Genomic DNA, 20,748 nt, shown 5'->3' with positions numbered 1-20,748 from the left:
ATAGAAATTCTATCGCTTTTTTTACAGAATTAAACAGGAAAATGCGCTATACTTGACGTATGTTTATGTTGTAACTATAATTGTTACGATTTAGTATGTATAGGAAAGGGTGAACGAAAAAAGTGAATGAAGTTAATCAGGAAATATATAAGCCTGTAAAGATGAACAGGTTATGGATGATTCTTGTATTAGGAACACTTACGGCAATTGGGCCATTATCTATTGATATGTATTTGCCTTCGTTACCGAAGTTAACGGATGACTTGCAAACAGGTGCATCCCTAGCGCAGCTTACATTAACAGCTTGTTTGCTTGGGCTTTCAGTAGGACAATTATTTGTTGGCTCAATTAGTGATATTTATGGAAGACGCAAACCTCTTATTATTGCTCTCATTATTTATGTTGCTTCTTCTTTACTTTGTGCTGTTGCGCCATCTATTTGGACTTTAGTGTTATTACGCTTCCTACAAGGAGCTTCAGGATCAGCCGGGATTGTTATATCACGTGCAATGGTACGTGACATGTATTCAGGTTCTGAAATGACGAAATTCTTCTCATTGCTTATGTTAGTAAACGGAGCAGCACCTATTTTGGCACCGATTATAGGGGGACAATTATTACAGTTCACAACGTGGCGCGGTGTCTTTATCGTTCTCGGGGCAATAAGCGTATTTATGTTAATATCAGCTACTTTCGTATTACGTGAAACATTACCTCCTGAAGAAAGAGAAACAGGCGGTTTGTCAGGGACGTTAGCGACGTACGGAAAACTATTAAAGGATCGTTTGTTTATGGGATATGCATTGTCACAAGGATTAGTAACAGCGGCAATGTTTGCTTACATTTCGGGATCGCCATTTGTATTGCAAAATATATACGGGGCATCACCACAGCAATTTAGTTTATTCTTTGCGATTAACGGTATCGGTATTATTATTGCTAGTCAGGTAACGGGTCGTTTAGCAGGGAAAGTGAATGAGAAGACATTATTTGTCTCTGGTATCATTATTGCAGCTGTTGGTGGTTTATCTTTATTACTGACAATCTTACTAGGGATAGGGTTAATTGGTGTTTTATGCTCGTTATTCCTTGTCGTATCAAGTGTTGGGGTTGTCTCAACAACTGGGTTCTCATTAGCGATGAGAAATCAAAAACAAGCTGCAGGAACAGCATCAGCTTTATTAGGCTTATTACAGTTCATTTCAGGAGCGCTTGTTGCACCGCTAGTAGGTATAGGTGGAAGTAACACGGCATTACCGATGGGTGTTGTAATAGCTCTTTGTGAAATTGGTGCGGTACTATGCTATTTATTTATGGCTAGAAGAAGTGAAAAGCAGTTTGAACTGCAAGCAAGACAAAATTTAGAGGCTTAACAAAAAAGAACTGATTCAAAGGGAATATTTGAATCAGTTCTTTTTTCATTTCTTTGAAATACCTCATATAGTTTTGTAAGGTGCTGTAGTAAAGCAGTGCAAAAGTTATTTGTATAAAGTGACGATACTGTGACAAACATGTTGGTATATATATTATGATGTCGTCTTAAGTGTAAAAAGTAGGATGTTCTCGGTATAATAACAAGTGGAGATAAAAGAAACTATAATGAGTAGTAGCTGTAGATAAAAGGAGAAGAAGAGATGAAGAAGGTTTTGGGTATTGCTGTAATGGGAAGTATGATCCTTCTAGCAGGATGTAATGGAAATAAGGATACGAAAGAACCGAAAGAAAAGGTAGAGCAATCTACAGAACAAACAGAAGAAATGAAAGAATACCGTGCAGTACATGAAAAATACGATTTGAAAATGAATAAAGAAATTAATAATGCACTGCAGTTATTTGAAGTGGCAAAAGAAAAGGGCGGTAAGGAAATAACGACTGCTACATATAAAGAAGATGTGCAAAAGGTAACAACGAGCATGTTAGAAGATATTGATCATATACGAAAAGAAATTCGTGTTCCGAAGTCGAAAGAGCAAGAACATGAGGTATATGTTGGTTTCTTGAATGAATCGGAACAAGCAATGAAAAAATTACAGAAGTTAGCTAAAGAAGAAGATTCATCGTTGATTCGTGATATAGAAATTAATTTTGCAACAGCATCGACATACTATAAACGTTTTCAAGCAGAAACGAAAAAATAACCTTGCCTATGCAAGGTTATTTTTTCTTCTTGCCATCTCCATCTTCATCCTCGGATACTAATATCTTCTGTTCTTCGTGAAATTCGGAAATAGTTTGCCCGGTAATATTATCAAAGGGGGTGTAAAAAGAGGTAATGCTTTTCTTTTTAATGAAAAGCTTATAAAATCCAATGATAACAAGTATAACGATTGTTAATGGTAATCCTATAGTTGTTAGAAGTAAGGGATCCATCATATAACTCCTTTCATATCGTTTTTTTTTATTATAGGCGAAAAACTGTAATTTAGATAAATACACTATTAAAAACTGATTTTTCTAAATATATCCAATTTGATTGACTTTTCATTTTTTCAGAATTATAATTCGAAATATACAATTTGAACCAAATAATAATATAGCAATTTACTTATCCAGAGAGGTAGAGGGACTGGCCCTATGACACCTCAGCAGCGGGTTCTGTAATAGGAACACCGTGCTAATTCCAGCAAGCAAGTCTTGAAAGATAAGTGATAGGCCTTTGTTTATTAAGCCTTGATCTTATTTTTTAAGATCAAGGCTTTTTGTATTCTAAAAAGAGAAAGGGAGTAATGGAAAAAGTACGTTCATAAAACTAAGTAAATATATGTGTTTAGGGGGTTATTGGAGTGTATGTAATTAAAAAATTATCGGTTATGGTGTTCACACTATGGGTTATTACGACAGTGACATTTCTAATTATGCATATTATTCCGGGAGATCCATTTTCATCAGATGCAAAGATCTTTCCGGAGGAAGTTGTGCAAAATATGAGAGCGAAGTATCACCTTGATGAACCGTTATGGAATCAATATGTTGCTTATTTAGACGGCGTAGTTCATTTTGATTTTGGTGAATCTGTTCAATCAACCGGGCAAGGTGTATCAGAAATCATAACAACTGGCTTTGGTCCATCAGCAATTATTGGTTTACAAGCACTTATTATTTCATTGCTAGTCGGAATTGCTGCAGGTACATTTGCTGCTCTCTATCATGGGAAGGTAATTGATTACGGTGTAAGTTTACTTGCCATCCTCGGTATTTCTATTCCAAGTTTTATTTTAGCACCACTATTTATACAAATATTCGCTATTCAATTCGAGCTCTTACCAGTAGCCTCTTGGGGTACATTTGAACATACAGTATTGCCATCCTTTGCATTAGCGTTAGGACCAATTGCAGTTATTACAAGATTTGTTCGCTCTAATATGATTGAAGTTTTGCAGAGTGATTATATTAAGTTAGCGAGAGCGAAAGGTATACCGATTAAGAAAATTATTATAAGACATGCTCTTCGAAATGCAATTGTTCCAGTGCTTACATTTGTTGGGCCGTTAATGGCTGGGTTGTTAACGGGGACTTTTATTATTGAAAAAATCTTTGCAATTCCTGGTCTCGGAAAATATTTTGTAGATAGTATTTTTAACCGAGATTATCCAGTCATTATGGGGACGACGATTTTCTATAGTGCATTATTAATTTTTTGTATTTTCATTACAGATATTATTCATCGTATTGTTGATCCGCGTATTCGTTCTATTACGTAAGGAGGGAGGATATTTAAATGGGTGCTTATGAAATTAATAAACAGTTATTGACAAATGAAGAGAAAAAAGAATTAACAATAAATAAAGATCAGCAAGCAATTAGCAGAAAAAAAGAAGTGTTCCGTAAGTTTGTATCAAATCCAATCGCAGTTCTAGGAACGGTGACATTGTTACTCATTATTATTTTTTCTCTTATCGGTGAAAGTTTAACCACTTTCACTGCGAGTGAACAAGTAAAAGAGGCGACAAATTTACCACCTAGTAGTGAGCATTGGTTCGGAACAGATGATTTGGGAAGAGATATTTGGGCGCGTACTTGGGCTGGTGGGAAGATTTCGTTAGTAGTTGGATTAGTAGCAGCTGTTCTTGATATAGGACTTGGTGTACTAATTGGAGGATTTAGTGGATATGTGAGAGGGCGTAATCGCCTTGGAACGTTAATAGATGAGTGGATTGTACGAGGGATTGAAATATTATACGGTATTCCATATTTATTAATTGTAATTTTATTACTAATCATTATGAAACCAGGACTTTTTACAATTATTATCGCCCTTGCATTAACAGGTTGGATTGGTATGGCACGTCTCGTTAGGGCGCAAGTCTTATCTTTAAAGCAAAGAGAATTTGTTATTGCAGCGGAGCGATTAGGTACATCACATATGAAAATTATATACGGACATATCATTCCGAACTTAACAGGTATTATTATCGTAAATTTATCATTTACAATTCCAGCAGCTATTTTTTCAGAATCATTTTTAAGCTTCATTGGACTCGGGGTACAATCACCAGCAGCAAGCTGGGGGACAATGACGAATGATGCGCTTGGGACATTATTAAGCGGAGAATGGTGGCAACTTTTCTTCCCATCACTAATGATTGCGCTTATTATGTTCGCATTTAATGCAATTGGTGATGGTTTGCAAGATGCAATTGATCCGAAAATCGTAAAACGGAATCGAAAGGAGAAACAACATGGGACAGCTTTTATCTTTAGAAAACGTAACGTTAGCCGTTGAAAAAGAGAATAGTAAGCAAGCAATTGTGAAACATGTTTCCTTTTCTATTAACGAAGGTGAAATTGTTGCACTTGTAGGAGAGAGTGGTTCAGGGAAAAGTGTTACAGCACAAGCTATTATCGGCTTAAATCAAGAATCAATTCAAATTGATGATGGAAATATATCTTTCGAATCAAAGGCATTAACTAAGTTACAAGAATCAGAATGGAATCAAATTCGTGGGAAAGATATTTCTTTTATCTTTCAAGATCCGCTTTCATCTTTGAATCCAACGATGAAGGTGGGAAGGCAAATTACAGAAGTGATTTTGCAGCACGAAAAGAAATCGAAAAAAGAGGCAAAAGAAATTGCAATTAACTTATTAAATGATTTAGGAATACATGAAGCAGAGAAACGTTTTGAACAGTACCCACATCAATTAAGCGGAGGCATGAGGCAACGTATTTGTTTAGCGATCGCATTTGCCTGCCACCCAAAACTCGTTATTGCAGATGAACCTACAACGGCATTAGATGTAACGATTCAAAAGCAAATTATGGAGTTATTAAAGGAAAGAAAGGAAAAACAAAACACGAGTATTTTATTAATTACACACGATTTGGCACTTGTACGTGAAGTAGCTGACCGAATAGTTGTCATGTATGGAGGACGTGTTGTTGAAAAAGGAACGATAGAAGAAGTAATAGGTTCCCCTAAACATCCATACACAAAAAGCTTATTACAGGCAATTCCGAATATGGATGATTCTGAAAAGGTACTTAGGGCAATTGAGGGAACAACACCATCAATTGAAATATTAAATAGCTTTGGGTGCCCATTTGTCAATCGTTGTCCAGTAGCGATAAAAGAATGTATTCATCGTTTCCCAGAGAGAACAACATATTCTGGGGAGCATAGTTCACATTGCTGGCAACATGTTCTAGAGCATGACCAAGCGAAATCAAAAGAGAAGGTGAATGCCTCGTGAAGACAGACTTAATTACTGTAAAGCAAGTAACGAAAACGTATGGAAGTAAAAATAAAGAACTCGTAGCTTTAAAAGACATATCGCTTGCGATCCCTAAAGGAACAACACTTGGCATTATTGGAGAAAGTGGTTCAGGAAAAACAACACTTGGTAAGCTCATAGCTGGAATCGAGAGCCCAACGTCTGGTGAAATTGAATATAACAATCAAGTCGTTCACAAGCTGAAGGCAGCTCATAAACGTGATTTCTTACAGAAAGTACAGTTTATTTTTCAAGATTCAACGGCTGCATTAAATCCGCGCTGGAAAGTGCGCGATAGCGTAACGGAAGGTTATATTTCATTCGGAATCGGTGATAAAGGATTGAAAGATAAAGTCGCAGGTGATGCGCTAGAGCGCGTTGGATTAGATAGACGATATATTGATCGTTACCCGCATGAATTTAGCGGAGGGCAACGTCAACGTATTGCTATTGCAAGAGCGTTATTGTGTGAGCCAGAAGTATTAATTCTTGATGAACCAATTTCAGCCTTAGATGTTTCATTGCAAATTCAAATTGTACATCTGCTGCAAAAAATTCAAAAGGAACAAGGCTATACATATTTATTTATCGCGCATGATTTGCCAATGGTTCACTATTTATGTGAAAAAGTGGCTGTCTTATATAAAGGAGAACTTGTTGAATTTGGAAATACGGATGAAGTATTCCGTAATCCACAACATTCTTATACAAAAACATTATTAGCATCAACACCAAAAATTTCAGGTTAAAGGGGAATGGAAGATGAAGAAGTTTTTATTATTTGTCATTATGACCGTATTAGCAATTACTTCTGTCGCTTGCGGTAAGAAAGATACTTCAAAAGCAAGTGCTAGTAAAGGAGACCGTTTTGTAACGAATCTCGGTAGTGATCCTTACACGTTAGATTCAGCGATTTCAACAGATAATAACTCTAATTATGTAATTGAGCACTTATTTGCAACTTTGTATAGACAGACAACGGATGGGAAGTTTGAAAAGGATTTAGTAGAGAAAGAGGAAGCTGGGGCAGATGGAAAAGAGTATACATTCTATTTGAAAAAAGGATTGAAATGGTCTGATGGTTCTCCATTAACAGCAAAAGATTTTGAATTTGCTTGGAAGAGAATATTAAATCCTAAAACGGGTTCTATGAATGCAACTGAACTCTATTTCATTAAAGGTGGAGAAGCATTTAATACGGGGAAAGGTGCAGAAGATGCAGTAGGAATTCAAGCAGTAGATGATGTAACTTTAAAGCTACAATTTGAACATCCGGTAACATCCATTAAGCGAACATTAGCCCAGTCGTTATATATTCCACTTAATAAAAAATCTATTGACGAAAAAGGTAAACTAAAAGTAGATCCAAAAGAATTAATTACAAATGGTCCTTTCACATTGAAAGAATGGAAGCATAATCAAGCGATTATTTTAGAAAAAAATAAAGAATTCCATGATAAAAAAGTAGCATCAAAAGAAATCGAATTCCGTATTATTCCTGAAGGTAAAACAGCGTATCAATTATATAAATCTGGAGAATTAGATTTATTATCTAACATACCAACAGATTTAGTTGAAAAAGAACAAAATAATAAAGAGTTTAAAAAAATGCAAGACTACTCAACTCATATTTACTCATTTAATTCAGAGAAACCACCATTTACAAATGCTAAAATTCGTAAAGCCTTTGCATTAGCTGTAGATCGTAAGTTTATCGTAGAGAAAATATTAAAGAATAATGCAAAAGAAGCATATGGATTTGTTCCAGAAGGAGCAAAAACAGAAGGTGGTCGTGACTTCCGTAAAGAGAAGGGTGATTATTTTAAATATGATCCTGCGGTAGCTAAGAATCTATTAGAAGAAGGAATGAAGGAAGAAGGATGGACTACACTTCCAGAAGTAACGGTGAAATATTCAGATAAGAAAAAAATAGCTGAAACACTTCAAGAAATGTTTAAGAAAAATCTTGGTGTAGACGTAAAGATAGAAGGTAAAGAGTGGAAAAGTTATATTGATATGTACAAACAAAGTGACTTCCAAATCGCATATATGGGATGGGGAGGATCTACATTAGATCCAGCTGCTCAATTAGAAATTTATGCAGGTGATGGACCAAATAACTATGCGAAATGGTTTAATAAAGACTTTGATAATTTAATTAATCAAGCAAAATTAGAACAAGATGAAAATAAACGCTTTGACTTATTACATCAAGCAGAAGATATTATGTTTACAGAATATCCTTTAATCCCACTTGTATTCCCAACAGACTCTTATTTACAAAAGTCATCTGTATCTGGATTAGAATACTACGTAGGATCTCAACCAAGTTTACGATATGCTAAAAAATAAAATAAAGAAGTAGGCAACTGCCTACTTCTTTATTTTATTTCTCTTTTATATTCTTTTTTCGTTCCATCAGAGAAGACAACTTCTAACTCGAATTTTTGATAGTCTTTATCAAGTTTGAACACGTTCACTACTTGATCGATTACTTCTTGGTCAGCAGTATCTTTATCAAATTTTAATTCTTGTAGAAGTGGGCTTAATTTTGTAATAGCCTCGTCTCCTGTTAATTTTACATCTGCTTTATGATCTTCAATTTTTGCTTCCATTTTCTTATCAGCTGCTACATTTTTATAATCAGCTTCGTAGTCTTTCTTCGTATCTTGATAGTCTGCATCTAAACTAAATTCATTAAAATTAAGTTTTAAATCTGCAGGAGCTTCATTTTTTGCTTCTTCAGTCGTTTTCTTATTCGAAGTTGTATCTTCTTTTGCAGGAGCTTTACATCCTGTTAATGCAGGTACTAGCATAAGAGCTAATAAAACTGATAGTAGAATTCTCATTATAAATTCCTCCTTATGTAAATTCGTTCTATACAAGTTTTTCCTAAAAACATGTAATTATGTATGTGTTGAAAATAAATTATTATTCTGTAGTCACAAGGGCTAATCCGCAATTTAAATCAAAAAAGATTTGTATGTATATGGTAAATTGAAGTTGTGAGGGAGGTACTAAAATGCATGAAGAGTATAAAGAGATAATAAAAAAATCAATTGAATATATAGAGAATCACTTACATGAGGAGCTTACAACAGAAAGAGTGGCATCTCACAGTGCAGTATCGATGTACCATTTTCATCGTATCTTTCAAAGATATGTTGGGATGAGTGTAACGGATTACATTCGAAAGAGAAGATTAACTCATGCTGCACAGGCTTTAGTATCAACTGAAATAGCTGTTATTGATATTGCAATGCAATATGGTTTTTCCTCACAGGAGGCATTTACGAGGGCTTTTAAAAGAATGTTTCAATTGCCACCAAAGAAATATCGAAAGTACTTCCAGTCATTTTATATAGAAAGAGAGGGTGTTTCAATGCAAAAAGGTATACCGAAAGGATGGATCTTAAGTGGAAGTCATCCTGCTGAATATGAGATGGGTTTAGATTATGAAGTTGTCCATCAAGGGAAAGTATCTGCATACATAAAAGCAAAAGAGAATGTTACGCACGGAGGATTTTCAACATTAATGCAAATGTTCCGAGCAGATAAATATGTAGGGAAGAGATTACGTTTTACAGCATTTGTTAAGAGTGAAAATGTAAGAGATTGGGCAGGATTGTGGATGCGAGTAGACGGAAAAGAGACAGAACCGCTCGCTATGGATAACATGCAAAATCGCCCAATTAAAAATACGAATAACTGGCAATCGTACTCGGTTGTATTAGATATAAAAGAAGGAGCGCTTGGTATTGCATTTGGTGTTTTATTATCAGGAGAAGGTTGTGTATGGCTAGATAGTATTCGATTTGATGAAGTAGATGAAAAAATTCCTTCAACAGATTTGGCAGAAAATTTTTATGAAACACTCTTAGAAGAGCCGGTGAATCTGCAATTTGAAGAAGTAGAAAGATAAAAAATAAGGAGAAAAGATATGCTCAAATATGTAAAACTAATAAGTGTTAGTTTAGTAATATCGTCTTGCATTATGGGGATTAATTATTTAATTAGCTATCTTTGGTCAGGACATGTACCTTCTTTGACGTGGCGAACATATTTGATGTTTATGTTTATATTTATGATGAGTTTTAGTTCGATGCAAAAAGATGGGGAAGAGGATTATTGAAAATAGTCTTCTTCTCCTTTCTTTCATTAACACAAATGTTCATAGCTGTTTTCGGAAATGCAGGTATGATCTTTAATATAATTTCACTATCGTTACAACTCGTAAATTCGGGTGTAATTGTACCGCATGAAATGCTTTCTAAAACATATCAAACAATCGGCGAATTATTTCCCGCAACATATGCAGCAAATGGCTATTATACAATAATATTTGGGGGAGTTAATTTAGAGAGAAATATTATTTCGTTATTAGTTATTGTATTGGTTACACAATCAGTAGCAGTGATGACTTTAGCTATAAAAGGAATGGTAAAGGGAAGAAGAAGCTCTGTAGTTAAAGAAGCATAAAATAAAAAGGTATCCTCGGTGGGATACCTTTTTATTAGTACTTATTATTTTGCAACTTCTGTCCACTTGTAGTTAAACTCACCACCGAAGTCAGTTGTTACAAGTCCTTTAATGAAAGAGCGTTGTAAGTAAGAGCGACCTTGTTGGTATAAAGGAGCGACAGCACCGTCTTGTAATAGAATTTTTTCAGCTTGCTTCATTGCTTCCCAGCGAGCTTTTTCATCACCAGCTAAATCTGTTTTTACTTTATGAATTAGCTCATCGTACTCTTTGTTAGAGTATTTATCGAAGTTGTAAGCACTATCTGTTGTAAATAAATCTAAGAATGTAATTGGATCAGCGAAGTCAGGGCCCCAGCCATCAATACCGATTTCATAGTCACCACTTAACAGTAGTTTTAACTGTTGTTTACGTGGTTGTGGTTTTAAATTCACTGTTAATCCATCTAAGTTCTTTTCTAGTTCACCTTTTAAATATTCACCAGTCTTTTTAGCTAAAGCATTATCACTTGTTAGGAGTTCAATTGTTACTTTGTCAGTACCAAGTTCTTGCTTCGCTTTTTTCCAGTTTTCTTTCGCTGTTTTCACATCATCTTTCACTAGATTTCCATTTTCTTTACGGAAGTCGTTGCCATCAGGACTTTTTGCGAATTTCGCAGGAACCATTCCTTCAGCTGCAACAGCGCCGTTATTTAAAATTGTTTCTACATATGCTTTCTTATTCATTGCTCCGTTAATAGCAAGGCGTGCATGTTGATTTTTTAATGTTTCATTTTTTTGATTGAGTCGTAAAAATTGAATGCCAACTTCAGCGCGTTCTTTGAAGTTTGGATCGCCCTTATATTTATCAACAAACTCCGCAGTTAAAGCAACGCGATCAATTTGTCCTGAATCATATAAATTAACTTCTGTAGACTTGTCTTTAACGACATTGAAGTTGATTTCTTCTAATTTCACCGTTTTAGCATCCCAATAGTTAGGATTCTTCTTCAGTTGGAAGCTTTGCTCGTGTTTCCAGTTATCTAATGTGAAGGCGCCGTTGTAAATTAAATGATTTGTTTCTAAACCGTATTTATCGCCTTGAGACTTTAAGTACTCTTCATTAATTGGTAAGAATGTTGAGAATGTCGTTAAACTTAAGAAGTAGGGAACAGGACGATCTAGTTGTACTTCTAATGTTTTGTCATCAATAGCTTTGACCCCTAGTTGATCAATCGGCAATTGTTTTTGGTTTATTTGTTTCGCATTCTTTATATCGAAGAATAAGAATGCATATTCAGCTGCTGTATCAGGGTTTACAGCACGTTGCCAAGCGAAGACAAAGTCTTTTGCTGTAACAGGAGTACCGTTTGACCATTTTGAATCACGCAGATGGAATGTATATTTCGTTTTATCGGGACTAACGTCAACCGACTCAGCGACACCAGGAATCGGTTTATTATCTTCTCCCATTGCATATAACCCTTCAAAAACATTACGCATTACGTTCATGGATTCCCCATCCGTTGCTTTTGCAACATCCATTGTTGGAATTTCTGAAGCAAATGATAAGTTAATTGCCTGTTTATCAGGTGCTTTATCATTTGCTTTCGCTCCGCTTGCGTTATCTTTATTTCCCCCGCAAGCAGTTAGTAATAGACTTGCCCCTAAAACAGATGCAACAACAGGTACAACTTTTTTCTTCATTGTTCGTTCCTCCCTAAATGTGTTGTTCGTAACGTCATAATGTCCATGTTTTGAAGTGTATCTATAGAAGAAGAGAAAACCTATTATAAATATGTACATGTAGGTAATCAGGTGTTCTATATGTATATACATGTTGAACTATAATTTATCATTATATGCTTCGATGTAGTAGACGTTATATTATGATGGTGAAATATTTCGTTTCTTTGATTATTTAGAATATTAACACTGGAGGGAACTATATGTCAATAATAAAAAGTTGAGCATTAATTTTTTAAAATAATATATTAAAAAAGCGGATTTCCTCTTATTGAGAATCCGCTTTTAATACATTTTTTCAATAAAATAATTGGTTTAGATAGAAAAACTTCAATTCAGGTTGTCTTTTATTTTTCAATTTGTGCCCATTTGAAGTTTAATTGGCCTGCAAAGTCTACTTGCACAATTCCTTTCACATAAGAACGTTCTAAATAAGATTCACCTTTTTGGTAAAGGGGAGCGATAACAGAGTCTTTAAATAATATTTTCTCAGATGCTAGTAATGCTTCCCATCGAGCTTTTTCATCACCAGCTAAAGTCGTTTTAACCTTTTCAATTGTTTCATCGAACTCCTTATTAGAGTAATGATCTAAGTTGTATGGATTATTCGTTGTAAACAATTCAAGGAATGTAATTGGATCAGCAAAGTCAGGGCTCCAGCCATCAATACCGATTTCATAGTCACCTTTTAATAAAAGTGAAACTTGTTGTTTACGTGGTTGTGGTTTCACATTTACTGTTAATCCATCTAAATTCTTTTCTAGTTGTCCTTTTAAGAACTCACCCGTTTTCTTATCAAGGTCAGCATCACTTGTTAATAATTCTAATGTAATCTTTTCAGAACCAAGCTCTTGTTTTGCCTTTTTCCATAACTCTTGTGCAGATTTTGTATCAACTTTGGTTAAATCCCCGTTTATAGTACGGAAGTCCTTTCCATCAGGCCCTTTTGCAAAGTTTTTTGGAACGAGACCAAAGGTTGGTGTAGAGCCATCATTTAATAGTGTATTTACAAAGGATTTTCGATCGATTGTTTGATCGATTGCTTGGCGTGCAGAAACGTTTTGAAGTACTTTATTTTGTTGATTCATACGTAGAAACTGTACCCCTACGTTCGGACGTTCTTTAAAGTTGGCATCTTTTTTATATTTATCAACGAAGTCGGATGTTAGTTTTATACGGTCTAATTGTTTTGATTCGAATAAATTTACTTCTGTAGATTTTTCTTTTACGACGTTAAAATTGATTTCTTCCAGTTTGACAGTATCTTTATCCCAATAGGTAGGATTTTTCTTGAATTTAAAGCTTTGTTCATGCTTCCAATCGCTTAGTGTAAAAGCGCCGTTGTACAAGATTGTATTGTCTTCTAAAGCGTACTTATCACCTTGTTTTTTAAAGAATTCCTCGTTAATTGGTAGAAATGTTGGGAACGCTGTTAAGCTAATAAAATATGGAACAGGGCGTTCTAATTCTACCTCAAATGTATGGTCATCAACTGCTTTTACACCAAGTTGGTCGGCTGGAAGTTCTTTGTTGTTAATTTTTGTTGCATTTTTAATATCAAAGAATAGAAATGCATATTCAGAGGCTGTTGCTGGATCAACAGCTCTTTGCCAAGCGAAGACAAAATCTTTCGCTGTAACAGGAGTACCGTTTGACCATTTTGAATCTCGCAGGTGGAATGTGTATTTCGTTTTATCACCACTTACTTCATGAGATTTTGCAACACCAGGGACAGGTTTGTTACCTTCACCAAGATTATACAAACCTTCAAATACGTTTCTCATTACTTGACCAGAATCAGTATCTGTAGCACGAGCTGTATCCATTGTTCGTATTTCAGTAGGTGAAGATAAGTTTAAAACCTGTTTACTAGGCGCCTCGTCTTTTGCATTTGCTCCGCTTGCTTCGTTTTTATAACTACCGCAACCAGTTAATAAAATACTTACTCCTACAACTGATGCAATACCGGGTACAAACTTTTTTTTCATTTGATTTTCCTCCTAAATAATTAAGTTTGGATGATGATGAGGGAAATGAAAAATAAAAAATCCCTCTTTTCATATTGAGAAAGAGGGATTTTTACGTACAAGTTATGCACCCGTATATAAACGAAGTCCCTCATTCTATCTTTCAAGCTATAAAGCTTGCAGGAAGTGGCACAGTATTCAAAAATGAACCTGCTGCCGAGGTTTCAAAGGGCCAGTCCCTCCACCTCTCTTGATACAATGAGTAAACGAATAAACTTTATTAATTTTTGTGTTTCTTTGATAATTCAAAATCTTACACCTTGGATGATGAAGTGTCAACTGAATGAAATATAGTTTAAATTTTCAGTTTTCTTTAATGAAAAACCACTGCATATGGCAGTGGTTTTTCTATTAGAAGTTAAAGTTATCTGGATCTGGACCAACGCGACGATCTTCATTTAAAGCTTGAATTGCTTTCATATCATCAGCACTTAATTCAAAGTCGAAGATGTTTGCATTTTCAATAATACGATGTTCTTTAATTGATTTAGGAATTGTTACAACTTCGTTTTGTAAATCCCAGCGTAAAATAATTTGCGCAGTTGATTTATTATATTTTGTCGCAATTTCTTGCAACGTTGGATTATCTAGTAGTTGTCCTTGCATTAACGGTGACCAAGCTTCAAGCTGGATATTATGTTCTTTACAGAAAGCGTGCAACTCTTCTTGTGCTAGACGTGGGTGGTATTCCACTTGATTGACCATTGGCTTAATTTCAGCAATTTCAAATACGTCTTGTAAGTGGTGAATATGGAAATTACTCACGCCAATTGCACGAACACGTCCGTCTTTATAAAGTTTTTCTAACGCTTTCCATGATTCAGTATATTTCCCTTTTACAGGCCAATGTACTAAATATAAATCTAAATACTCTAGTCCTAATTTTTCTAATGTAGTTTCAAATGCTTGAAGTGTTGTTTCATACCCTTGATCGCTATTCCATACTTTTGATGTAATAAATAATTCTTCACGTGAAACACCTGATTCACGGATTGCTTGGCCAACGCCTTCTTCATTTTGATAAATTGCTGCAGTATCTATACTGCGGTAGCCATTTTTAATTGCTGCTTTCACAGACTCAATTACTTCTGAACCATCTTCTACTTTAAAAACACCTAAGCCGAACCAAGGCATTTTTACACCGTTATGTAATGTTGTATAGTCTTTTAAACTTGTTAAACTCATATTATTTCCCCCTAGCTTTTTTGTTTGTCGCTTCTACTGCTTTTTGAATTGCCTCTGAAAAATTATATTCATATAAAGCTTTGAGACCTTCAGCTGTGGAACCACCTGGCGTTGTTACTTGTTCACGGAGGTTAGCTGGATCTTGTGTTTGTTCAAGCATAGAAGCAGAGCCAGAAATCATTTGAATGACAAGGTGTTTTGCGGTTGCTTCATCGACTCCATAACTTTTTGTTGCTTCAATTAAACTTTCAGCAAAGTAATAAAGGAAGGCTGGTGCACTTCCAGTAACTGCAGTAAGTTGATGAACTTCTTCCTCGGTACAAAGTTGCGAAGTACCAATGCCCCCTAAAAGCAATTGCAGGGTTTCTTGATCAGTCTCGTTTACGAATTGTCCCATCGTGTATAAGGAGATAGACTTACCAATTTCAGCAGCTGTATTTGGCATAATCCAAGCAACAGGCGTTCCTTTAGGAAGTCTTTCTTCTAAATAAGATGGGCCGATGCCGGCAGCTACCGTTACGACAAGTTGATTCGATAGTAACGGAGATAACTCTGCTAATAATTCTTCGTGTGCAGAAGGCGGCATTGCTAAAACAATCGTATCAACAGATGTAACATGTTGCTTCCAATCTGTTGTAGTAGACACATTATATCGCGCTCGTAATTGATCTAGCTTTTCTACGTTACTTCGGTTAGAAACGATAATCTCTTCGATGTATTCTTTGCTTGTTTTAAGTAATCCGGAAAATATAGCTTCTGCCATACGACCAGCACCAATAAATAGAATTCGATGTTTAGTTAGCATATCCTCTATTCCTTTCTAGTGGAGATATGTTATAAAAAACGATAACATTTTTAAGAGAATTTTGTAAAAAGAAAAGACTTCCCGTAGGTGGAATGGATAATGAAAAGTAGGAAATTCATGGTAAATGTAAAGTCTATTACTTATACTGGTGATAGGGAATTTATTATACATCTGGGGAGAGATGATCATGATTAGAAGTCCGCTATTTTTAGTTGTTTCTAGTATCATTTGCGTATTGGTTGGATTGTATATTCAATCGAGCTATATTGAAATCTTTGCATCGGTTATGGGGATTATTAATGTTTGGCTATTAGCAAGAGAAAAAGTATCCAACTTTTTATTCGGTATGATTACCGTTGCGGTATTTCTGTATATTTTTATTACACAAGGTTTATATGCAATGGCAGTATTGGCAGGTTTTCAATTTATATTTAATGTATATGGTTGGTATCATTGGATTGCACGTAGTGGGGAGGAAGAGGTAAAAGCAACAGTGCGTTTAGATTTGCAAGGTTGGATTTTTTATATAATCTTTATTTTAGTTGCATGGATTGGTTGGGGATATTATCAAGTCCATTACTTAGAATCAACAAGTCCATATTTAGACGCTTTAAATGCTGTACTAGGATTAGTAGCTCAATTTATGCTAAGTCGAAAAATCCTAGAAAACTGGCATTTATGGATTTTATATAATGTAGTTAGTATTTCAATTTATATCTCCACTGGGTTATATGTTATGTTAATATTAGCTGTTATTAATCTCTTTATATGTGTAGCGGGTTTGCTAGAGTGGAAGAATAATTATAAGGGCCAAAAACATAAAAATAATTATATCTAGAAAATAATTAGAATTAAAAAACCCCTGAAGCATATGTGCCTCAGGGGTTTACTAATAGATTATAAATTTATGCTTTTGTCATACCAAGTAATACAGCGCCACCGATAATTAAAACACTACCTAGTGCAATAAAGATCAATTGACGTTTCGTTTTCTTTTCGCCTAAGAAGACAATCGCACCAAATGTTGAGATAACGATTCCAGTTTGAGATAATGGGAAGCTTGTTGCTACTCCGACACGTGGTAGTGAAAGAAGTAAGAATAAGTTTCCAGTTCCCCATAGTAAACCAGATAAAGCATTACGGATTGCATATTTGTTAAATGGTTTATGTTTAGATGTCAGTACAACCGCCCCAACAAACATACCAACTGCTTGTGGTAAAATAGCAGACCAACCATCGATGTTATACCAACGAATAATAATTACATATACAAGATAGCCGAAAGTAGAAACAATTAAAGTAAGAAGTCCTTTTTTCAATTGTCCTGGTGGCTGAGCATTTTCTTTATCATCTAATGATGTGAATACAACACCAACTACGATTAATAGGATTGCAATCGTTCCCAGAATGATCGTTGTAGTAGTAGTCCACTCGCGGAAAGCGATAACCCCAAAGATAGAAGTTGCAACAAGCTGCATACCAGTAGAAATCGTTACAGTAGTAGAAACACCTAACTTTTCAACTGTTTTTAATTGGTTTACTTGTCCTAAAGCCCAGAATAAACCTGAAATAAAACCAACAATCAAGATTGTCATTGTTAAAGCGGGTTGAGTAAATACATACATAATTGTTGCGAAGAATAGAGCACCGATTGTCATACCTACCGTTTGGCTATATGCACCACCGCCCATTTTTACGCTTACTAATAAGATGTTTCCCCATGCAATTGCAGGAAGAAGCGCTAATAAAATGTCCATTACAAGACTCCCTTCGTTTTGCTATACCAATATAATTACATATCGTTCTAACGATCGGTAATGCCCCACTAATAGAGTAGAAGATTACCGATCGCTAAAACAGGATGAAGAATTCACGATATAAATGCGTTTTCATTTCTTCAATTTTTGAAACACCTCCATATAATAACAGGAAATTGCCTATTTTAGAAAGTAAATTCAAATAGAATGTATATTTAAATAAAAGGTAAAATTCAGTTATTTCCCGGCGGTATATTTTTATTTCCTAAGAAATAAAAAAGCAGCTTTAAAAAAAGCTGCTTTACGAGTTAGTAATTCTTTTATTAATAAGCTGAATACATAGCAAAAATAGGAGGGACATACTAATCGTGATAACTACTAGTGTCCAGGCGAGCTGCATATTACTTGCATCAATCGCCATGTAAATGGCTGTTGGGATAGTCTGTGTTTTACCAGGAATGTTCCCAGCAAACATGAGTGTAGCACCAAACTCACCGAGCGCACGAACAAAGCTCAAAATCATTCCGCTTAGTAAGGCAGGAAATGCAAGCGGAAGTGTGACGTGCAGAAAAACTTGATATTCACTTGCACCAAGATCACGAGCACTTTCTTCAATTTGTACATTCGCGATAGAAAATCCTGTTTTTGCTGATTGGTACATAAGCGGAAATGCAACAACTGTAGAAGCAATGATAGCAGCAGTAGATGTGAACATAATAGATTGCTGAAATATTGATTCTATCCACGTTCCAATAGGACTGTTATTTCCAAAAATGATAATGAGAAAAAAGCCGATTACAGTTGGCGGAAGTACCATTGGTAACAAGAAAATAGTTTCTAATATTACTTTATATCTCCATGAGGAGCGTGCTAGCGCTCGTCCGATTATCGTTCCTAAAATGGTAACGATAATGGTGGCACATGCAGCTACTCGTAAAGATAGAAAGATTGGTGATAAAATAGTATCAAAGCTCATGGCAATTATGATAGGACTGTAAATCCGTATTTTTTAAAGATAGATTGTGCATCTTTTGACTGCAAATACTCATAAAACGAGGTCGCCTCTTTCTTGTGCTTAGATTCTTTTATAACACCTAAAGGATAGTGAATTGGCTCATGAGAAGTATCTGCTGCTGTCTCACCAATTTTTACTTTGTTTGAAATAAGAGCATCTGTTTTGTATACAATACCAGCATCAACATTACCTGTTTCTACATATGTTAACACTTGGCGAACATCTTTTGTAAATACGACTTTATTTTGAACGTCATTCCAAAGATTTTCATGTGTGAGAGAAGCTTTTGCGTATTTTCCCGCAGGTACAGATTCAGGTGTACCAAGTGCGATTTTTTTTATTTTTTCATCTTTTAAATCTTGAATTTTTGTAAGAGAACTATCTTTTGGGACGACTAGAACGAGTTCGTTTCCAAGGAGATTTTTCCCCTCTTTTTCATTAATGAATCCTTTTTTAACGAGAGTTTGGAATTTATCTTCGGCTGCTGAGAAGAATAAATCAGCAGGTGCACCTTGTTCGATTTGTTGTTGAAGTGCACCAGAAGCGCCGAAGTTAAAAGAAAGTTTAATATTAGGTTCTTTTTCTTTATATTTTGTTTCAATTTCTTTTAGCGCATCTTGTAAGCTTGCAGCTGCTGATATAGTAAGTTCAACTGTTTTTCCTTCTTTAGCGGTTGATTTCTCTTTCTTCTCTCCGCTTGTACATGCAACACTAAATATAAGAAGAAAAGAAAGGATAAGTGCCCCGATGGATTGTAATGTAAACTTATTCATAAAAAATCCCCTTTCGTTTTTACATAATTAATTATAACTAAATATAAATAAATATAACTAGTTATAATTGAATATAATTTGAACGATGTAGTTATTTTTAAAATATAGGAGAAATATTCTTTTCTTTGTTACAATGAAGAAAGAAAGTGAGGAATCGTCTATGGATCATCATTCCTACACAACGGAAGAAGTAGCGAAGCGATTAAAAGTATCAAAATTAACTGTATACGATTTAATTAAAAAAGGAGAACTGCCTTCTTATAGAATTGGTAGACAGATGCGCATTGATGCAGCAGATTTAGAACAATATATTAAGCAAATGAAAACAGGTAACGTACAAGTTACTTCTGTAAAGAATGACAGTAATAGTATCTCGAATACATGTATTATTAGCGGACAAGAACTAACGTTAGACATGTTGGCAAAACGTATAGAAAATCGCCTGCCAAGTTCAAATATATTAAGGGCATATCAAGGTAGTTTAACGAGCCTAGTAAAAATGTATCAAGGAGAAGGAAGTATCGTTAGCTTGCATTTGTTTGATGGCGAAACGGGTACATATAATGTTCCTTACGTAAAACGTATTTTAGTAGGACAACCATGTACGATGATTAATTTATTAGCAAGGAACGTTGGGTTTTATGTGCAAAAGGGGAATCCTAAAAATATAAAAACATGGGCTGATTTATCTCAATCATCTATACGATTTATAAATCGAGAAAAGGGTTCTGGTATTAGGGTGTTAGTCGATGAACAATTGCGCATTCAAAATTTAAATAAAGAACGTATTAGTGGATATGAATGGGAAGAATCGAATCATCTTGGTGTTGCTACGCAAGTCGCGAATGGGAAAGCTGATGTGGGAATAGGATCAGAAAAGTTTTCGCAAATTGTAAATGTAGACTTTATTCCAATCATGAAAGAGCAGTATGATTTAGTGATTTTGAAGAATAAAGAAAATGAAGAGTTGATCGAAGTTGTAAAAGACATTCTGCAATCGGAAGAATTTCATAATGAACTAAAAGCGATTGGCGGATATGATATGACGAAAACAGGTCAAATTATATATGAAATAAAGTGAAACTTTAATCAGTGGGGGGCTTCATCCCCCACTGATTATCAGCCCTCACCAATCGGACTTTAATGGGCAGCCCGACCCCACCTAACTTCTTTGCTTTCGCTGAATTTTGAGGTGGGGGTCTTACTGCCCATTAAAGCGGGACAAATTAAAAAGCTGCTTGTCTATAAGACAAGCAGCTTTTTCTATATATA

At 35.1% G+C, this 20,748-nt stretch carries 21 protein-coding genes and 2 riboswitches; of the genes, 12 read left to right on the top strand and 9 right to left on the bottom strand.

The window, feature by feature from the left end; genetic code table 11:
- Positions 1-161: 161 nt before the first annotated feature.
- Positions 162-1,373: a multidrug effflux MFS transporter gene (locus tag ACTFSI_RS23890; RefSeq protein WP_116777297.1), complete on the top strand. Its 1,212-nt coding sequence runs from the start codon at positions 162-164 to the stop codon at positions 1,371-1,373.
- 261 nt (positions 1,374-1,634) lie between these two features.
- Positions 1,635-2,138, top strand: coding sequence for a hypothetical protein (locus ACTFSI_RS23885; RefSeq protein ID WP_000756528.1), 504 nt, complete (start codon positions 1,635-1,637; stop codon positions 2,136-2,138).
- A gap of 16 nt (positions 2,139-2,154) precedes the next feature.
- Here ACTFSI_RS23885 and ACTFSI_RS23880 read toward each other — a convergent pair whose 3' ends face one another.
- Positions 2,155-2,370: a DUF3951 domain-containing protein gene (locus ACTFSI_RS23880; protein WP_070805079.1), complete on the bottom strand. Its 216-nt coding sequence runs from the start codon at positions 2,368-2,370 to the stop codon at positions 2,155-2,157.
- Positions 2,371-2,542: 172 nt separating this feature from the next.
- A riboswitch (SAM riboswitch) is annotated at positions 2,543-2,648 on the top strand.
- Positions 2,649-2,783: 135 nt separating this feature from the next.
- On the opposite strand from ACTFSI_RS23880, the gene ACTFSI_RS23875 reads away from it, so the two are divergent.
- Genes ACTFSI_RS23875 through ACTFSI_RS23855 form a run of 5 tightly spaced genes read left to right on the top strand, consistent with a single transcriptional unit; the run spans position 2,784 to position 8,063 of the window.
- Entirely contained in the window at positions 2,784-3,701 is a 918-nt protein-coding gene (locus tag ACTFSI_RS23875; protein ID WP_000289330.1) for an ABC transporter permease, read from the top strand.
- 17 nt (positions 3,702-3,718) lie between these two features.
- Positions 3,719-4,723, top strand: a complete 1,005-nt coding sequence (locus ACTFSI_RS23870) for an ABC transporter permease (RefSeq protein ID WP_138322566.1) — start codon at positions 3,719-3,721, stop codon at positions 4,721-4,723.
- The gene (locus ACTFSI_RS23865; RefSeq protein ID WP_138322565.1) at positions 4,680-5,690 is read left to right on the top strand and encodes an ABC transporter ATP-binding protein; all 1,011 of its coding nucleotides are present in this window, start codon (positions 4,680-4,682) and stop codon (positions 5,688-5,690) included. The genes ACTFSI_RS23870 and ACTFSI_RS23865 overlap by 44 nt, the downstream gene beginning before the upstream one ends.
- Positions 5,687-6,460 (top strand): ABC transporter ATP-binding protein, encoded by a 774-nt coding sequence (locus ACTFSI_RS23860; RefSeq protein ID WP_044790573.1) that lies wholly within the window; start codon positions 5,687-5,689, stop codon positions 6,458-6,460. Before ACTFSI_RS23865 ends, ACTFSI_RS23860 begins: the two co-directional genes overlap by 4 nt.
- A gap of 13 nt (positions 6,461-6,473) precedes the next feature.
- Positions 6,474-8,063 carry a peptide ABC transporter substrate-binding protein gene (locus ACTFSI_RS23855; protein ID WP_000714093.1) on the top strand — a complete coding sequence of 530 codons (1,590 nt, stop codon included), beginning with the start codon at positions 6,474-6,476 and terminating at the stop codon, positions 8,061-8,063.
- A 29-nt stretch (positions 8,064-8,092) separates the two neighbouring features.
- On the opposite strand, the gene ACTFSI_RS23850 is transcribed toward ACTFSI_RS23855, so the two are convergent.
- Positions 8,093-8,560 (bottom strand): YusW family protein, encoded by a 468-nt coding sequence (locus tag ACTFSI_RS23850; protein ID WP_001221555.1) that lies wholly within the window; start codon positions 8,558-8,560, stop codon positions 8,093-8,095.
- 173 nt (positions 8,561-8,733) lie between these two features.
- Here ACTFSI_RS23850 and ACTFSI_RS23845 point away from each other — a divergent pair, with 173 nt between their 5' ends.
- From ACTFSI_RS23845 to ACTFSI_RS23835, 3 genes are read left to right on the top strand one after another with little or no spacing between them, the layout of a single operon-like run.
- Positions 8,734-9,633, top strand: a complete 900-nt coding sequence (locus ACTFSI_RS23845; RefSeq protein WP_138322563.1) for a helix-turn-helix transcriptional regulator — start codon at positions 8,734-8,736, stop codon at positions 9,631-9,633.
- An 18-nt stretch (positions 9,634-9,651) separates the two neighbouring features.
- A complete protein-coding gene (locus tag ACTFSI_RS23840) occupies positions 9,652-9,843 on the top strand; it encodes a hypothetical protein (protein ID WP_087958345.1) in 192 nt (63 codons plus the stop codon).
- Positions 9,840-10,190 carry a hypothetical protein gene (locus ACTFSI_RS23835; protein WP_138322562.1) on the top strand — a complete coding sequence of 117 codons (351 nt, stop codon included), beginning with the start codon at positions 9,840-9,842 and terminating at the stop codon, positions 10,188-10,190. Before ACTFSI_RS23840 ends, ACTFSI_RS23835 begins: the two co-directional genes overlap by 4 nt.
- A 44-nt stretch (positions 10,191-10,234) precedes the next feature.
- Here ACTFSI_RS23835 and ACTFSI_RS23830 read toward each other — a convergent pair whose 3' ends face one another.
- The 4 genes from ACTFSI_RS23830 to proC all read right to left on the bottom strand — a co-directional run bounded on the left by ACTFSI_RS23830 (position 10,235) and on the right by proC (position 15,931).
- Positions 10,235-11,875, bottom strand: coding sequence for a peptide ABC transporter substrate-binding protein (locus ACTFSI_RS23830; protein ID WP_000731078.1), 1,641 nt, complete (start codon positions 11,873-11,875; stop codon positions 10,235-10,237).
- Between the two features lie 386 nt (positions 11,876-12,261).
- On the bottom strand, positions 12,262-13,902 hold the full coding sequence (locus tag ACTFSI_RS23825; RefSeq protein ID WP_000726476.1) for a peptide ABC transporter substrate-binding protein: 1,641 nt from the start codon (positions 13,900-13,902) through the stop codon (positions 12,262-12,264).
- Between the two features lie 132 nt (positions 13,903-14,034).
- Positions 14,035-14,141, bottom strand: a riboswitch (SAM riboswitch).
- Between the two features lie 151 nt (positions 14,142-14,292).
- Complete coding sequence (locus tag ACTFSI_RS23820; RefSeq protein ID WP_000060176.1) at positions 14,293-15,126, bottom strand: aldo/keto reductase; 834 nt, start codon at positions 15,124-15,126, stop codon at positions 14,293-14,295.
- A gap of 1 nt (position 15,127) precedes the next feature.
- Positions 15,128-15,931: a pyrroline-5-carboxylate reductase gene (gene proC, locus ACTFSI_RS23815; protein ID WP_000956262.1), complete on the bottom strand. Its 804-nt coding sequence runs from the start codon at positions 15,929-15,931 to the stop codon at positions 15,128-15,130.
- A gap of 187 nt (positions 15,932-16,118) precedes the next feature.
- Here proC and pnuC point away from each other — a divergent pair, with 187 nt between their 5' ends.
- A complete protein-coding gene (gene pnuC / locus ACTFSI_RS23810; protein WP_000621370.1) occupies positions 16,119-16,769 on the top strand; it encodes a nicotinamide riboside transporter PnuC in 651 nt (216 codons plus the stop codon).
- Between the two features lie 67 nt (positions 16,770-16,836).
- Here pnuC and ACTFSI_RS23805 read toward each other — a convergent pair whose 3' ends face one another.
- The 3 genes from ACTFSI_RS23805 to modA all read right to left on the bottom strand — a co-directional run bounded on the left by ACTFSI_RS23805 (position 16,837) and on the right by modA (position 19,476).
- The gene (locus ACTFSI_RS23805) at positions 16,837-17,688 is read right to left on the bottom strand and encodes a GRP family sugar transporter (protein WP_000353544.1); all 852 of its coding nucleotides are present in this window, start codon (positions 17,686-17,688) and stop codon (positions 16,837-16,839) included.
- Between the two features lie 301 nt (positions 17,689-17,989).
- Positions 17,990-18,664, bottom strand: coding sequence for a molybdate ABC transporter permease subunit (gene modB, locus ACTFSI_RS23800; protein WP_001996525.1), 675 nt, complete (start codon positions 18,662-18,664; stop codon positions 17,990-17,992).
- A gap of 5 nt (positions 18,665-18,669) precedes the next feature.
- Complete coding sequence (gene modA / locus ACTFSI_RS23795; protein ID WP_001032218.1) at positions 18,670-19,476, bottom strand: molybdate ABC transporter substrate-binding protein; 807 nt, start codon at positions 19,474-19,476, stop codon at positions 18,670-18,672.
- Between the two features lie 133 nt (positions 19,477-19,609).
- On the opposite strand from modA, the gene ACTFSI_RS23790 reads away from it, so the two are divergent.
- A complete protein-coding gene (locus tag ACTFSI_RS23790) occupies positions 19,610-20,557 on the top strand; it encodes a helix-turn-helix transcriptional regulator (RefSeq protein ID WP_138322561.1) in 948 nt (315 codons plus the stop codon).
- Positions 20,558-20,748 lie beyond the last annotated feature (191 nt).

Source organism: Bacillus cereus group sp. MYBK101-2, from assembly GCF_051918845.1.
GTDB classification, from domain to species: domain Bacteria; phylum Bacillota; class Bacilli; order Bacillales; family Bacillaceae_G; genus Bacillus_A; species Bacillus_A paranthracis.
Note: the sequence above shows the minus strand (reverse complement) of the source record. Positions and strands in the feature narration are given on the sequence as shown.

Coding starts and splice junctions, on each gene's coding strand:
- modA (WP_001032218.1), bottom strand. CDS start 19,476: ATGAATAAGTTTACATTACAATCCATCGGGGCACTTATCCTTTCTTTT.
- modB (WP_001996525.1), bottom strand. CDS start 18,664: ATGAGCTTTGATACTATTTTATCACCAATCTTTCTATCTTTACGAGTA.
- ACTFSI_RS23805 (WP_000353544.1), bottom strand. CDS start 17,688: ATGGACATTTTATTAGCGCTTCTTCCTGCAATTGCATGGGGAAACATC.
- ACTFSI_RS23820 (WP_000060176.1), bottom strand. CDS start 15,126: ATGAGTTTAACAAGTTTAAAAGACTATACAACATTACATAACGGTGTA.
- ACTFSI_RS23825 (WP_000726476.1), bottom strand. CDS start 13,902: ATGAAAAAAAAGTTTGTACCCGGTATTGCATCAGTTGTAGGAGTAAGT.
- ACTFSI_RS23850 (WP_001221555.1), bottom strand. CDS start 8,560: ATGAGAATTCTACTATCAGTTTTATTAGCTCTTATGCTAGTACCTGCA.
- proC (WP_000956262.1), bottom strand. CDS start 15,931: ATGCTAACTAAACATCGAATTCTATTTATTGGTGCTGGTCGTATGGCA.
- ACTFSI_RS23845 (WP_138322563.1), top strand. CDS start 8,734: ATGCATGAAGAGTATAAAGAGATAATAAAAAAATCAATTGAATATATA.
- ACTFSI_RS23870 (WP_138322566.1), top strand. CDS start 3,719: ATGGGTGCTTATGAAATTAATAAACAGTTATTGACAAATGAAGAGAAA.
- ACTFSI_RS23840 (WP_087958345.1), top strand. CDS start 9,652: ATGCTCAAATATGTAAAACTAATAAGTGTTAGTTTAGTAATATCGTCT.
- ACTFSI_RS23855 (WP_000714093.1), top strand. CDS start 6,474: ATGAAGAAGTTTTTATTATTTGTCATTATGACCGTATTAGCAATTACT.
- ACTFSI_RS23830 (WP_000731078.1), bottom strand. CDS start 11,875: ATGAAGAAAAAAGTTGTACCTGTTGTTGCATCTGTTTTAGGGGCAAGT.
- ACTFSI_RS23880 (WP_070805079.1), bottom strand. CDS start 2,370: ATGGATCCCTTACTTCTAACAACTATAGGATTACCATTAACAATCGTT.
- ACTFSI_RS23865 (WP_138322565.1), top strand. CDS start 4,680: ATGGGACAGCTTTTATCTTTAGAAAACGTAACGTTAGCCGTTGAAAAA.
- ACTFSI_RS23890 (WP_116777297.1), top strand. CDS start 162: ATGAACAGGTTATGGATGATTCTTGTATTAGGAACACTTACGGCAATT.
- ACTFSI_RS23790 (WP_138322561.1), top strand. CDS start 19,610: ATGAAGAAAGAAAGTGAGGAATCGTCTATGGATCATCATTCCTACACA.
- pnuC (WP_000621370.1), top strand. CDS start 16,119: ATGATTAGAAGTCCGCTATTTTTAGTTGTTTCTAGTATCATTTGCGTA.
- ACTFSI_RS23885 (WP_000756528.1), top strand. CDS start 1,635: ATGAAGAAGGTTTTGGGTATTGCTGTAATGGGAAGTATGATCCTTCTA.